The organism is Actinomadura opuntiae, from assembly GCF_030283205.1.
Taxonomy (GTDB): Bacteria; Actinomycetota; Actinomycetes; order Streptosporangiales; family Streptosporangiaceae; genus Spirillospora.
Window position 1 is genome coordinate 441,216 of record NZ_JASNWF010000004.1, and the last position, 13,838, is coordinate 455,053.

Consider the following 13,838-nt stretch of genomic DNA (forward strand, 5'->3'; position numbering starts at 1 on the left):
GGGATGGGCCGGGACCCGCGGTCCGTGCGAGGCGTCAGCGCGTGGCGGCCTCGATGTTCTGCTGGGACTTGCGGATGTCCTGGCTGCCCTGCTCCAGCGCGAGCGCCATCTTGTCGAAGGCGGTCTTGGCCTCGGCCCAGGCGCTGCGGAACCGGTCGGCGCCGGGCCCCCACCAGGCGGCGCTGCTGCTGACCGTCCGGCCGTTGAGGTCCCTGATCAGGGCGTCCAGGTTCTTGGAGTGCTTGCTGAAGATCCGGGACAGTTCCTCCAGCTCGCCGAGGTTGGCGCCGCGCTTGTCACCGCTCATCGCTTCGACCCTCCGTCGCCGGTCGCACCGCGCCCGCCGGGGGACGGGCGGGACTTCACTGGAACGTTTTCCGGTCCTGCCGCACTGCGAAAGAATGGCGACAGCTTACGCCTCCCCGATCACGGGAATCCAGCGGCGGACCGGTGATCGGGCGCCGATACGCCCATAATCCCGCCATCCGGGAGTGACCGGATGTGGCCAGGCAACCCCTGCCAGGTGGACGTTTGAACGCGACCGGGCCGCGCGCGCGGCGACGCCCGGTGCGGTCGTGACGCAAATAATGACTGAACGTCAAGGGCATTTCAGAGCGGCCCGTCCGCCGACATTCCGGAAGAACACCCCACAATGCCCAGAAAGGACCGGTCAGCGGGAGCCGGGCGCCGGCGCGGACGGCCCGCCGGGCGTCCAGGACGGGCGAGGTGCGGCGGACCGCGGGCGAGCGCCTGGGGAATGAAAACCGTTCCCACTCTGTTGGGAGGGGTGAACAGCCGAGAACCAGGGAGGAACGATGAAGAACAGGATCCACCCGGAGTACCGGCCGGTCGTCTTCCGCGACCGCGGTGCGGACCACGCCTTCCTGACCCGGTCGACGGCCGTGACGGACCGGACGATCGAGTGGACGGACGGCCGCACCTACCCGCTGGTCGACGTCGACGTCTCGTCCGCGAGCCACCCGTTCTACACGGGCCGCCAGCAGGTCCTGGACTCCACGGGAGCGGTCGAGAAGTTCAACCGCCGGTACGGCCGGAGCTGAGACCTCCGCGACGCGCCCGCCGGGCCGCCACCGCGCCCCGCGCGGCCCCGGGCGCGTCCAGCGGCGAGGGCCCGCGCCTCCTCGAGGTGCGGGCCCTCCGCATGCCCGGCACCCCTGCCCAGCAGGGGCCGGGCGCACGTCCCACTGAGCGGCAACTCCCCTGAAAGTTGGCATCCCGGTGCAATAAGGAGGGGCTTACGAAAACCTCGAACGGCGGTTATCTAGACTGCGTGCGAGGTTGAGGGAGGAGACCCACGTGCGCAAGGTCCTGATCGCCAACCGCGGTGAGATCGCGGTTCGTATAGCCCGTGCCTGTCGCGACGCGGGGCTGGCCAGTGTGGCGGTGTACGCCGAACCCGATCTGGAGGCGCTGCACGTACGGGTCGCCGACGAGGCGTACGCCCTGGGCGGCCAGACCGCGGCGGAGAGCTACCTGGACATCGACAAGCTGCTGAAGGTCGCGGCCGAGGCCGGCGCGGACGCCGTCCACCCCGGCTACGGCTTCCTGTCGGAGAACGCCGACTTCGCCGCGGCCGTCGAGAACGCCGGGCTGACCTGGATCGGCCCGCCGCCCGCCGCGATCACCGCGCTCGGCGACAAGGTGCAGGCCCGGCACATCGCGCAGAAGGTCGGCGCTCCGCTGGTCGCCGGCACCAAGGACCCGGTGTCGGGCGCGGACGAGGTCGTCGCGTTCGCCGAGGAGCACGGCCTGCCGATCGCGATCAAGGCGGCGTTCGGCGGCGGCGGCCGCGGCCTGAAGGTCGCCCGCAAGCTCGAAGAGGTCGCCGAGCTGTACGAGTCGGCCGTCCGCGAGGCGGTCGGGGCGTTCGGCCGCGGCGAGTGCTTCGTCGAGCGGTACCTGGACAAGCCGCGGCACGTGGAGACCCAGTGCCTGGCCGACAAGCACGGCAACGTCGTCGTGGTGTCCACCCGCGACTGCTCGCTCCAGCGCCGCCACCAGAAGCTCGTCGAGGAGGCCCCCGCGCCGTACCTGTCGGACGAGCAGGTCGAGCTGCTGTACCGCTCGTCCAAGGCGATCCTGAAGGAGGCCGGCTACGTCGGCGCCGGGACCTGCGAGTTCCTCGTCGGGCAGGACGGGACGATCTCCTTCCTGGAGGTCAACACCCGGCTGCAGGTCGAGCACCCGGTGACCGAGGAGGTCGCGGGCGTCGACCTGGTCCGGGAGATGTTCCGGATCGCCGAGGGCGAGGAGATCGGCTACGCCGACCCCGCGCTGCGCGGCCACTCGTTCGAGTTCCGGCTGAACGCCGAGGACGCCGGGCGCGGCTTCCTGCCCGCGGTCGGCACGCTGACCGCCTTCGACCCGCCGGACGGCCCCGGCGTCCGGCTGGACTCCGGCTACGTCGCCGGGCAGACCGTCCCGCAGGCGTTCGACTCGCTGATCGCCAAGCTGATCGTCACCGGCGCGACCCGCCGGCAGGCGGCCGAGCGGGCGCGGCGGGCGCTGGACGAGTTCGTGATCGAGGGCATGCCGACCGTGCTGCCCTTCCACCGGACGGTCCTGGACGACCCGGCGTTCGTCCCCGCCGACGACGACACGCCGTTCAGCGTGCACACCCGCTGGATCGAGACCGAGTTCGACAACACGATCGAGCCGTTCGACCCCGCCGCCGCGGGCGAGGAGGCCGAGGCGGGCGAGCGCGAGCGCGTCACCGTGGAGGTCGGCGGCAAGCGCGTCGAGGTCGTGCTGCCCGCCGGGCTGGGCGCGTCCGCGGCCCCTGCGGCGGGCCAGGCGGCGCCGGGCCGGCGGCGCGGCGGCAAGAAGGGCGGCGGCGCCCAGGCGTCCGGCGACTCCCTGGTCAGCCCGATGCAGGGCACGATCGTCAAGACGCTGGTGGAGGACGGCGCGACCGTCGCAGCGGGCGACACCATCGTCGTCCTGGAGGCGATGAAGATGGAGCAGCCGCTCACCGCGCACAAGGCCGGCACGGTCAGCGGGCTGTCCGCGGAGGTCGGCCAGACCGTCTCCTCCGGCGCCGTCATCTGCGACATCAAGGACTGAGCGCACGCTCAGCACCGTGTGGCGCCCCCGTCCGGCCGGTTCGGACGGGGGTGTCGCGTTTGTCACTAAAGGCGGTTTTTACGGAACGCGTATGCGGCCCCGGTCGTCGGTACGGGTGAGGGGGCAGACTGGTAACCATGAGTTCCGCGATCCGTACCGTCCGGCCGGTGCTCCGCGCCGCCGCCGCGGCGATGATCCTCGCCGTGGCCCTGCTGGCGGGCCTGGCGGCGCCCGGCCTGGCCGCGACCGCCCGCACCGCCCCGGCACAGGCCGCCACGGCCCCGGCGGCGGCCCTGCCGGCGGACACCGTCGGCCAGATCGCCAAGGGCCTGCTCGGCTCGCGCCTGTACGTGACGACCGACTCCGGCGCGAACCTGTCGCAGGCCGACCGCCAGGAGATCACCTCGGCGCTCGGCAAGGACGGCGACGCCGACATCCGCGCCGTCGTCGTCCGCAACGACGTCACCGGGCCCGCGGTGGGGCAGATGCTCAAGGCCGTCGCCAACCGCGTCGGCAAGGGCCAGACGTACGTGGCGATCACCGCGGACGGCACCCGGATGGGCGGCATCTCCAAGAAGCTCGGCTCCACGGAGATCAACCAGCTCGTCACCCGGACCGACGGGTCGCCGCTCAAGCAGCGGCTGATCCAGTTCGGGAACCTCGCCGAGAAGAAGGTCGACGACAAGTCCCACTCCAGCGCGGTCGTCGGGTACGTGGTGATCGGCGTGCTGATCCTGCTCGCGGCGGGGGTCGTCAGCCTGGTCCTGGTCGCCCGCAGGCGGCGCCGCGCGCGCGACGCCCGGCAGATGGCCGACCTCAAGCAGGGCGTCCAGGAGGACGTCACCCTGCTCGGCGAGGACATCGCGCGGCTCGACCTCAACGTCATGGACCGCGGCCTCGACCCCGAGATCCGCGCCGTCTACGAGCGCGCCATGAACTCCTACGACAAGGCCAAGGCGGCGACCGAACGCGCCCAGAAACCCGCGGACATGCAGGCCGTCACGACCGCGCTGGAGGACGGCCGGTACTACATGACGGCCACCCGCGCCCGGCTCGCCGGCGAGGCCGTGCCCGAACGGCGCCCGCCGTGCTTCTTCAACCCGCAGCACGGGCCGTCCGTCCAGGACGTGACGTGGGCGCCCCCAGGCGGCGTGGCGCGGTCCGTGCCGGCCTGCGCGGCCGACGCCCGCGCCGTGCTGGAGGGCCACGACCCGGACGTCCGGATGGTGCCCTACGGCGGCGCCCGGCGGCCGTACTGGGACGCGGGCCCCGCCTACGCGCCCTACGCCGGCGGGTACTACTACGGCTTCGGCGGGTTCGACCTGCTCGGCGGCCTGATGATCGGCACCGCGCTCGGCTCGGTGATGGGCGGCGGCTTCGGCGGCGGCTACTACGGCGACGGCTTCGGCGGCGGCGGGGACGGCGGTTTCGGCGGCGACGGCGGCGATGTCGGCGGCGGCTGGGACTTCGGCAGCGGCGACTTCGGCGGCGGGGGCGACTTCGGCGGCAACGACTTCGGCGGCTTCTAGGACATGACGCGCGTACCAGGCGACCCGGGCCCGTTAGGCCGGGTCCGCTACGCGCTGGGCTTCCGACTCCCGCCCCGCAACCGCGACTGGGTCCGCCACGACCTCACCGACGCGGGCTGGCGGGCCCGGCTGCTGCTGCGGCACCTGTGCGTGATCGTGCCGGTCTGCCTGCTGCTGGCGCTGCTGCCCGGCCCGGCGTGGATGCGCGCCGCCGTCCCGCTGCTGGCGTTCCTCACCAGCACCCTCACCGTCGTGATCAGCGCCGCCGACCTGCGCAGATCCCGCCTCCACCGGCACGGCCTGCGCTCCCCCGACGACCACTGACCCGCGCCTCGCCGCGCCGCCGTCTAGTACGCGTGCTCCGACATGAGGCGGCGGGACGCTTCGGTGATGCTGCCCGACAGCGACGGGTACACCGCGAACGTGTGCGCGACCTGCTCGACCGTCAGGTGCTGCTGCACCGCGATCGACACGCCCAGGATCAGCTCGCTCGCCCGCGGCGCCACGATCACGCCGCCCAGCACGATCCCCGTGGACGGCCGGCAGAACAGCTTCACGAAGCCGTCCTCGAACCCCTGCATCTTCGCGCGCGCGTTCGTGAACAGCGGCAGCATGACCGTCCGGGCGTTGACGTCGCCGGAGTCGACCATCTGCTGCGTCACGCCGACCGACGCCACCTCCGGGTCGGTGAAGATGTTGGACGCGACCCAGCCCAGCTTCAGCGGCTGGACGGCCTCGCCGAGCGCGTGCCACATCGCGATCCGGCCCTGCATCCCCGCCACCGACGCCAGCATCAGCACGCCCGTGCAGTCGCCCGAGGCGTAGATGTGCGGCACGGACGTCCGCGACACCTTGTCGACCTCGACGAACCCGCGCTTGTCGCAGTTGACGCCGATCTCCTCCAGGCCGATGCCCGTGGTGTTCGGCACCATCCCGACCGTCATCAGGCAGTGCGAGCCCTCGACCTTGCCGCCGTCCTCCAGCGTGACGATCACGCCGTCCCCGGACCGCTCCACGCTCGCGGCCCGCGACCGCGACATCACGTTCATCCCGCGGCGCAGGAAGACCTCCTGCAGCACGGACGCGGCGTCGGCGTCCTCGGTGGGCAGGATCCGGTCCCGCGACGACACCAGCGTGACCTTCGACCCCAGCGACAGGTACGCCCCGGCCAGCTCCGCGCCGGTGACGCCGGACCCGACCACGATCAGCTCCTCCGGCAGCTCCGGCAGGTCGTACAGCTGCCGCCAGTTGAGGATCCGCTCCCCGTCCGGCTCGGCGCCGGGCAGCACCCGCGGCGTCGCGCCGGTCGCGAGCAGCACGATGTCGGCCCGGATCCGCCGCTCCCCGACCGCGACGACGTGCGGCTCCACCAGCCGCGCCTCACCCCGGACGATCTTGACCTCCTCGTAGGCGAGCCGCTCCGCCACGTCGAACGACTGGGCCCGCGCGAGGTCCTTCACCCGCTTGTTCACGTCGGCCAGGTCGGCCTCGAGGCCGCCGACGATGCCGTCCGGGCCGCCGCTGAAGCGCAGGCCGAGGGCCGCCGACTCCGACATGACCGCCATGCGGGTCGAGGTGGCGATGAGCGTCTTGGAGGGGACGCAGTCGGTGAGCACGCACGCGCCGCCGGGCCCGTCCCGCTCGATGACGGTCACGTCCGCGCCGAGCTGCGCCGCGACGAGAGCGGCCTCGTAGCCGCCGGGTCCTCCTCCGATGATCACAATGCGGGTCACATGTTCCATTGTTTCCTACTCGGACCAGTGATAAGACCGGCGCCCCGCGATCCGGGGACGCGCGTGGCGCGTCACCTCTGGGGGACGACCCCCAGACCCCCGAGACGCGCGACCCGCGATCCTCGCTCCGCTCCGGTCGCGGTCCCGCGCGTGGCGTAGGCTCGGCCAACGTGGCTCTGTACGCGGCGTACGCCTCCAACATGGACCCCGAGCAGATGGCGAGCCGGGCTCCGCACTCCCCCATGCGCGGCACCGGCTGGCTGGCCGGCTGGCGGCTGACCTTCGGCGGGCAGGGGTTCGACGGCGCCCTCGCGACCGTGGTCGAGGACGACTTCGAGCAGGTCTTCGTGGTGATCTACGACGTCCCGTCCTTCGACGAGAAGGAGCTGGACGCCTGGGAGGGCGCCGCGCTCGGCGTCTACCGCAAGATCCGCGTCCGGGTGCAGACGCTCGACGGCGACGCGCTGTGCTGGCTGTACGTCCTGGACGACTACGAGGGCGGCCTCCCGTCCGCGCACTACCTCGGCATCCTCGCCGATGCCGCGGAGGCCGCCGGCGCCCCCGACGACTACGTCAAGGACCTGCGCAGCCGCCCCTGCAAGTCCCTGGGCGACTGACCGGCCCGCACCGCACGCGGCCCGCACCGCACGCGGCCCGGCCGGGAGTCGGCGGTAGTGTCGGCGATGTGAGCAACGACGCTTTTGACCTGGCGCGGGCCGCGGCGGACGAGCTGCGGCAGCGCACCTCCATCGACTCCTTCGACGTGGCCCTGGTGATGGGGTCGGGCTGGGTCCCGGCGGCCGACGCGCTCGGGGCGCCGGACGACGAGCTGCCGGTCACGGTGCTGCCGGGGTTCGCGCCGCCCGCCGTCGAGGGCCACGCCGGCCAGATCCGGATCGTGGAGGTCGGCGGGCACCGGGCGCTGGTGTTCCTGGGCCGGACGCACCTGTACGAGGGCCACGGCGTCGACGCGGTGGTGCACGGCGTCCGGACGGCGCTGGCGGCGGGCGTCGGCACGGTCGTCCTGACGAACGCGGCGGGCGGGCTGCGGCCCGAGCACCAGCGGGTCGGCGACCCGGTGCTGATCTCCGACCACCTGAACCTGTCCGGCGCGAACCCGCTGACGGGGCCGTCGTTCCTGGACATGACCGAGGCGTACTCGGCGAGGCTGCGGGCGCTGGCGAAGGAGGTCGACCCGACGCTGTCGGAGGGCGTCTACGCGGCGTTCCGGGGCCCGACGTACGAGACGCCGGCGGAGATCCGGATGCTGCGGACGATGGGCGCCGACATGATCGGGATGTCGACGGTGCTGGAGACGATCGCGGCGCGGCAGGGCGGCGCGGACGTCCTCGGGATCTCGCTGGTCACCAACATCGCTGCGGGCCTGTCGGGCGAGCCCCTCGACCACGAGGAGGTCCTGGCGGCGGGCCGCGCGGCGGCGGGCCGGATGGGCGAGCTGCTCGGCACCGTCCTGACGAAGCTCTGAGCATGAGCGATCTTCGCGGATACGCCGAGGAGTGGCTGGCGCAGGACCCGGACCCCGCCACCCGCACCGAGCTGCGCGCGGTCCTGGACGCGGGCGACGACCGGGCCCTGGCGGACCGGTTCGGGGCTCGGCTGGAGTTCGGCACGGCAGGCCTGCGCGGCGAGCTGGGCGCCGGACCGAACCGGATGAACCGCGTGACGGTGATTCGCGCGGCGGCGGGCCTGGCGGCGTGCCTGCCGCGCGGCGGCCGGGTGATCGTCGGGTTCGACGCGCGGCACGGGTCGCGACAGTTCGCGCAGGACACGGCGGCGGTACTGACGGGCGCCGGGCTGCGCGCCGAGGTGTTCGCCGACCCCGTTCCGACACCGGTCCTGGCTCATTTCACCCGGTCGTTCGACGACATCGTCGCGGGCGTCATGGTCACGGCCAGCCACAACCCGCCGCGCGACAACGGCTACAAGGTGTACTGGGGCGACGGCGCGCAGATCGTCCCGCCGCGGGACGCGGAGATCTCCGCCGCGATCGACGCGGTCGGCCGGGTGGACGAGCTGCCGCTCGGCTCGGAGTGGACCGTCCACCACGACACCCGCCTCTACCTGGACGCCGTGTCGGACCTCCGCCTGGGCGACGACCGCGACATCTCGATCGTCTACACCCCGATGCACGGCGTCGGGCGGGACGTCCTGCTCGCGGCGTTCGAGCGGGCCGGGTTCGCGGCGCCGGTCGTCGTCCCCGAGCAGGCCGATCCCGATCCCGACTTCCCGACCGTCGCGTTCCCGAACCCGGAGGAACCGGGCGCGCTCGACCTGGCGCTCGCGCTCGCCCGCGACCGGAACGCCGATCTGGTGATCGCGAACGACCCGGATGCGGACCGCTGCGCCGTCGCCGTCCCGACGCCGGACGGCTGGCGGGCGCTGACCGGCGACGAGGTCGGCGGCCTGCTCGCCGAGCACGTGCTGCGGCACACCTCCGGCGACGACCGCCTGGTCGTCACCACGATCGTGTCATCGTCGCTGCTCGCGTCGATCGCGCGGGAGCACGGCGTCCGGTCGGCCGAATCCCTCACCGGCTTCAAGTGGATCATGAAGGCGGGCGCGCCGGGCGACCGGCTCGTATTCGGCTACGAGGAGGCCCTCGGCTACAGCGTCGGCGACGACCGGGGCGTCCTGGTCAACGACAAGGACGGCATCGGTGCCGCCCTCGCGGTCGCCGCGCTCGCCGCCGAGGCCCGCCGCGACGGCCGCACGCTGCTCGACCTGCTGGACGACCAGGCCCGCCGGTACGGGCTGCACGCCACGTCCCAGCTGTCGGTACGGGTCGACGACCTCTCGCTGATCGCCGGCGCGATGGCCCGGCTGCGCGCGAACCCGCCCGCCGAGCTGGGCGGACGCGCCGTCGAGGCGTTCGACGACCTGTCGCGCGGCGCGGACGGCCTGCCGCCCACCGACGGCCTGCGGTTCCGCCTCGGCGGCGCCCGCGTCGTCATCCGGCCGTCCGGCACCGAACCGAAGCTGAAGTGCTACCTGGAAGTGGTCCACCCGGTGGACGGCGACGTCGCGGCGACCCGGCAACGCGCCGCCGCCGACCTCGAAGCCCTCCGCGCGGACGTCTCCGCCGCGCTCGGCCTCACCTGACCCGTCCGGCGACGACCTGGCCGTCAGGTCACCGCGCCCGCGATCACCAGCGCGACCAGCGCGACGCTCGGCAGCGCCAGCGACGCCACCGCCGGGATCGACCAGGTGACCGTCCCGGTCGCGGCGGCCCGCTCCGCCTTCGCCTCGGCGGCCTTGCCGGGCGCCCCCGACCGGGCCTTCGCCCGCTGCCGGTCGCGGATCTCGTTCAGCTGCCGCGCCGCGTACGCCGCCGGCGTCCGCCCCTTCAGCGCCGACGCCGGCACCCGGCCCGGCTCCTTGCGGGCCCGCGACTCCGCCTTCGCCTGCGCGCGCGGCGACGTCTGGTGCACCCACGCCCGCGTCACCAGCTCCTGCCCGCCCGGGCCGTCGAACCGGACCGTGACCGCGTTCGTCCCCTCGATCTCGCGGACCGCCGCCCACGGCGCCCGCGCCTCCCGCAGCGGGTTGCGGACCGTCACCGCCGCCTCGTCCCCGATGATCGCCGGACGCAGCCCGACCGTGTAGGCGATCCCGCAGCCGAGCAGCAGCAGCACCGCGATGGTGAAGGCGGTCAGCGAGTAGGTGGCGTCGCCGGTGATGCCGAACACCAGGTCGAGGATGTTGAGCCCGGCGAACGCCAGCCACACGTACGCGGCGATGCGTCCGCCGGTGGAGCGAATGGTCAGAGCCGATTCATGCATGGCCCGATCATGCCAGGGGCCGCGCACCGCGCCACTTGAGCTGCGCGAATCCGGGCTTGATCACCCCGTTGATCAGCTCCAGCCGCTCGTTGAACGGCACGAACGCCGACTTCATCGCGTTCACCGTGAACCACTGCAGGTCGTCCCAGTCGTACCCGAACGCGTCGCGCAGCTTCGCGAACTCCAGCGACAGCGACGTCCCGCTCATCAGCCGGTTGTCGGTGTTCACCGTGACCCGGAAGCTGAGCCGCCGCAGCAGCCCGATCGGATGCTCCTCGATCGACTTCGCCGCGCCCGTCTGGATGTTGGACGTCGGGCACATCTCCAGCGGGATCCGCTTGTCCCGGACGTACCCGGCGAGCCGCCCGAGCCGCGCCTCGTCGCCGTCCACCTCGATGTCGTCGATGATCCGCACGCCGTGCCCGAGCCGGTCCGCCCCGCACCACTGGATCGCCTGCCAGATCGACGGCAGCCCGAACCCCTCGCCCGCGTGGATGGTGAAGTGCGCGTTCTCCCGCTGGAGGTACTCGAACGCGTCCAGATGCCGGGTCGGCGGGTAGCCCGCCTCCGCGCCCGCGATGTCGAAGCCGACCACGCCGAGGTCCCGGTACCGGACGGCCAGCTCCGCGATCTCCATCGACCGCGCCTGGTGCCGCATCGCCGTCACCAGCGTCCCGACCCGGATCCCGAAATCCCGCCGGGCCCTCGCGAACCCGTCCAGGACCGCCTCGACGACCTGCTCCAGCGTCAGGCCCGCGCTGAGATGCTGCTCGGGCGCGTACCGCACCTCCGCGTAGACGACCCCGTCGGCCGCCAGGTCCTCGGCGCACTCGTAGGCCACCCGCGTGAGCGCCTCGGCCGACTGCATCACCCCGACGGTGTGCGAGAACGTCTCCAGGTACCGCTCCAGCGACCCGGAGTTGGACGCCTCCTCGAACCAGGCCCGCAGATTCTCCGGGTCGGTGGTGGGCAGCCCCCGGTACCCGCTGTCGCGGGCGAGGTCCACGATGGTCGCGGGCCGCACCCCGCCGTCGAGATGGTCGTGCAGCAGCACCTTCGGTGCCCGCCGGATGTCCTCAAGAGTCGGCCGATCGTCCATCTCTAGAATCTACTGCCCGTAACCCCCTCTCGACCTCGGCAACTCTCGCCAACGGCGAGCGCCTAGCGGGCCTTCGCGTAGTCGCCGATCCCGCCGGCGAAGTCGAACACGATGCAGGGCTCGTCCCCGAGGACCCACGCGTCGTGACCGGGCGACACCACGAACACGTCGCCGGGCCCCACTTCCTGCTCGGCGCCGTCGCTCATGCGTATCCGCATCCGGCCCTCGACGACGTAGCCGTTGTGGTGCACCTCGCAAAGGTCGGTGCCCGCGAGCTCCCGGACGGACTCGGTCCAGCGCCAGCCCGGCTCGAACGTCGCCCGGCCGAACACCAGCCCCGACATCTCCAGGATCTCGACGTGCCCCCTGGGGAAGTCGCGCCGCTCATCGGGCTTCTCAATGCTCTTGATCTCCATCATGACGATCCCCCCTTATCGTCACTTCCCACGCTCGCGCCTCCCCTGACCAGGGTCAAGACGCCCCTTCCGGACAGCGGAAGCACGGCGACGCCACGTACACCCCGACACGCGGCCCCGGCGGCTCCCCCACCCCGACCAGCCGCGCACCATAACCCGCATACGGCGACTCGATCACGACTCCCGGGCCCGCCCTCCGCAAGCGCCACCCGCGAGCGACCAGACGATCACGCACGACCCCGATCACCACATCGGGCACCGTGATGCCGTCACACGGCTGCGGCCCGACCTCCGTGGCCGCCTTGTTCAACTCGCCCCACCCCACCAGACTCTCCACGACCGCCGCGACCAGCTCGCTCACCCGCCCCGCCGCCACCCGCGGCCGCTCCACTCCCAACCCCACCTCAGGCATTGGGGTGCCGGTAGCAGTCGCTCTGCAGGGACACGTAGACGATGTGCCCCCCGCGGCCATCGGGAGTGTCGTGAGCGGACAACTGCACATCGTCCTTCTCTCCCGAAACCGCGCCCGGATACCCTGCCATGTTCTTCTGCTCCTCCACCTTCCAACCGCCCGCGTTCTTCAGATTCCGGACCAGCGCTCCATAGATCAACGGAATGTCGTTCTGCGCTTTGACCGCCAGCCTGATGTCGACGTAGAACTCGAACTGGTTGTACGTGACCTTCCAAGGGTCACCGGGCTCCGGCTTGACGCTCTTCCCCTTCTCCCAGTCCTCGACGCAGAGACGCGCGAACGCACCGCTGTCCGACGTCGGGGCCCGCCCCAGCGCCGAGACGACCTCTCGATGGAGACGTTCGACCCGCTTCCCGACCTTCCGGGGATGCGCTTCAGGATGATGGCCGGTGAGCGAGCAGGACGCCGCGACCGCCAGCGCCGCTCCCACCAGGACAGCCTTGATGATCAGAATATGTTTTGCCACCAGGTGTCCTTGCTCTCGCCGTGGCCGGCCTTCCCATAGGTGCTGGGATCATTACTCGGATCTGCGTCAGTAGCGGTTCCCGCGACCACCCGTGCCTGCTCGTCCAGACTGGTACTCGGACCGTTGAACGTGTAAATGTCCGCCGTAGCGACCGAAGGCGGGCACCTGGTCACCGCGCGCCTCCTGCGCATAGACGTGCCCCGCTCCTATCCCGAGGTCTCCGGCGTGCATGACGTGCATGCCGGGGCTGCCCGCGACCATGATGTCGTCGCCCCTGAGCCGGTCACCGGGCTGCCGGGCCGCCTCGCCGATCACCGTGGACTCATAACTGTGCCCGACCGCCGTCAGATGGCCGTGAGGCGCAAGCTCGTGGAGCTCCTTGAACAAGCGGAGGACACCTATCAGGACAAGTTCCTGCAAGGCGGCCGGAGTGCCAGATGGCAGGTGCGGGACGCGGAGGCGGCCATGCGGACCCCGCCAGGACCGCCATGCCGAATCCAGCTCTTCCGGCTTGGCGTCCCGCAACTGCCGGAACGACACCATCAGTGCGCTCCCACGCGGGTCTGCGCGATCCGCTGCTGGATCTCCGCTTCGGCCCACTGACGGTTCGCGGCGCTCTTCGTCACCGCATGCCCGAGGAAGTCGGCCTCGTCGGCGAGCCGGCGCAGCGCCTGCGACCACTCCGTGGAGATCTTCTTCATCGCGGCCGGATCCATCGCCGAGGTCCCTGCACCCCCACCCGGCGGTGCGGCAGGCGAGGTCGCCGGTGGGCGCGGCGGCGCCGGGCTGTAGGTGGTGTTCAGCATGCGGTGGATCGAGTTCTCGGTCACGCCCCCACCCCTTCACCCGTCCGCATCCTCAGGAGATGGAAGAGCCAATCCGGAGAAGGTTGCCGCTACGGTCGACCAGGGCGAACTCACGCAACCCGTAATCGGTGTCCTTCGGCGGCACCAGGCGGCTGCTCGTCTCACTGTCCGTGGGCACGCCGATGTCGGACCATGCGCGGTACAGGGCATCGGCATCGCGGACGTGCATGTAGCAACTGCTCGCGGTGGTCAGCGGATCAACTTCGGGATCATGCCAGAAGTGCAAATCAACACTTCCCCGGCCAATGATCACGTACCCGTACCGCTCCGTCGGCGCACCTCGCGACTCGAATCCGAGGCGCCCATAGAACTCCAGCGTCTCCGCCAGATCCCGGCTGGGCAAGATCGGCACCGCGTACTCGTCCATGCCCCG

Annotated in this window: 16 protein-coding genes; 7 read left to right on the forward strand and 9 right to left on the reverse strand. The window is 71.9% G+C overall.

From position 1 onward, the window contains the following. Positions 1-34 precede the first annotated feature (34 nt). Complete coding sequence (locus QP089_RS10825) at positions 35-307, reverse strand: WXG100 family type VII secretion target (protein ID WP_151543653.1); 273 nt, start codon at positions 305-307, stop codon at positions 35-37. A 508-nt stretch (positions 308-815) separates the two neighbouring features. On the opposite strand from QP089_RS10825, the gene QP089_RS10830 reads away from it, so the two are divergent. From QP089_RS10830 to QP089_RS10845, 4 genes are all read left to right on the forward strand, one after another. Beyond that, positions 816-1,061 carry a type B 50S ribosomal protein L31 gene (locus tag QP089_RS10830; protein WP_285911363.1) on the forward strand — a complete coding sequence of 82 codons (246 nt, stop codon included), beginning with the start codon at positions 816-818 and terminating at the stop codon, positions 1,059-1,061. A gap of 256 nt (positions 1,062-1,317) precedes the next feature. Continuing rightward, a complete protein-coding gene (locus tag QP089_RS10835) occupies positions 1,318-3,084 on the forward strand; it encodes an acetyl/propionyl/methylcrotonyl-CoA carboxylase subunit alpha (protein ID WP_285911364.1) in 1,767 nt (588 codons plus the stop codon). Between the two features lie 137 nt (positions 3,085-3,221). Further along, a complete protein-coding gene (locus QP089_RS10840; protein ID WP_285911365.1) occupies positions 3,222-4,613 on the forward strand; it encodes a hypothetical protein in 1,392 nt (463 codons plus the stop codon). A gap of 3 nt (positions 4,614-4,616) precedes the next feature. Beyond that, a complete protein-coding gene (locus QP089_RS10845) occupies positions 4,617-4,937 on the forward strand; it encodes a DUF5313 family protein (RefSeq protein ID WP_285911366.1) in 321 nt (106 codons plus the stop codon). 23 nt (positions 4,938-4,960) lie between these two features. On the opposite strand, the gene QP089_RS10850 is transcribed toward QP089_RS10845, so the two are convergent. Beyond that, entirely contained in the window at positions 4,961-6,346 is a 1,386-nt protein-coding gene (locus QP089_RS10850; RefSeq protein ID WP_285911367.1) for an NAD(P)H-quinone dehydrogenase, read from the reverse strand. Between the two features lie 170 nt (positions 6,347-6,516). Here QP089_RS10850 and QP089_RS10855 point away from each other — a divergent pair, with 170 nt between their 5' ends. From QP089_RS10855 to QP089_RS10865, 3 genes are all read left to right on the forward strand, one after another. After that, the gene (locus QP089_RS10855) at positions 6,517-6,963 is read left to right on the forward strand and encodes a gamma-glutamylcyclotransferase family protein (protein WP_285911368.1); all 447 of its coding nucleotides are present in this window, start codon (positions 6,517-6,519) and stop codon (positions 6,961-6,963) included. Between the two features lie 68 nt (positions 6,964-7,031). Continuing rightward, positions 7,032-7,832, forward strand: a complete 801-nt coding sequence (locus tag QP089_RS10860; RefSeq protein WP_285911369.1) for a purine-nucleoside phosphorylase — start codon at positions 7,032-7,034, stop codon at positions 7,830-7,832. Between the two features lie 2 nt (positions 7,833-7,834). Continuing rightward, positions 7,835-9,466 carry a phospho-sugar mutase gene (locus QP089_RS10865; protein WP_285911370.1) on the forward strand — a complete coding sequence of 544 codons (1,632 nt, stop codon included), beginning with the start codon at positions 7,835-7,837 and terminating at the stop codon, positions 9,464-9,466. Positions 9,467-9,489: 23 nt separating this feature from the next. Here QP089_RS10865 and QP089_RS10870 read toward each other — a convergent pair whose 3' ends face one another. The 7 genes from QP089_RS10870 to QP089_RS10900 all read right to left on the reverse strand — a co-directional run bounded on the left by QP089_RS10870 (position 9,490) and on the right by QP089_RS10900 (position 13,832). After that, positions 9,490-10,146 carry a PH domain-containing protein gene (locus QP089_RS10870; protein ID WP_285911371.1) on the reverse strand — a complete coding sequence of 219 codons (657 nt, stop codon included), beginning with the start codon at positions 10,144-10,146 and terminating at the stop codon, positions 9,490-9,492. Between the two features lie 7 nt (positions 10,147-10,153). Beyond that, a complete protein-coding gene (locus tag QP089_RS10875) occupies positions 10,154-11,245 on the reverse strand; it encodes an adenosine deaminase (RefSeq protein ID WP_285911372.1) in 1,092 nt (363 codons plus the stop codon). Between the two features lie 62 nt (positions 11,246-11,307). Continuing rightward, positions 11,308-11,664, reverse strand: a complete 357-nt coding sequence (locus QP089_RS10880) for a cupin domain-containing protein (protein WP_285911373.1) — start codon at positions 11,662-11,664, stop codon at positions 11,308-11,310. A 401-nt stretch (positions 11,665-12,065) separates the two neighbouring features. Further along, the gene (locus tag QP089_RS10885; protein WP_285911374.1) at positions 12,066-12,599 is read right to left on the reverse strand and encodes a hypothetical protein; all 534 of its coding nucleotides are present in this window, start codon (positions 12,597-12,599) and stop codon (positions 12,066-12,068) included. A gap of 66 nt (positions 12,600-12,665) precedes the next feature. Further along, a complete protein-coding gene (locus QP089_RS10890; protein ID WP_285911375.1) occupies positions 12,666-13,142 on the reverse strand; it encodes an alpha/beta hydrolase in 477 nt (158 codons plus the stop codon). Continuing rightward, the gene (locus QP089_RS10895; protein WP_285911376.1) at positions 13,142-13,429 is read right to left on the reverse strand and encodes a hypothetical protein; all 288 of its coding nucleotides are present in this window, start codon (positions 13,427-13,429) and stop codon (positions 13,142-13,144) included. Before QP089_RS10895 ends, QP089_RS10890 begins: the two co-directional genes overlap by 1 nt. A gap of 28 nt (positions 13,430-13,457) precedes the next feature. After that, positions 13,458-13,832: a bleomycin resistance protein gene (locus tag QP089_RS10900; protein ID WP_285911377.1), complete on the reverse strand. Its 375-nt coding sequence runs from the start codon at positions 13,830-13,832 to the stop codon at positions 13,458-13,460. Positions 13,833-13,838 lie beyond the last annotated feature (6 nt).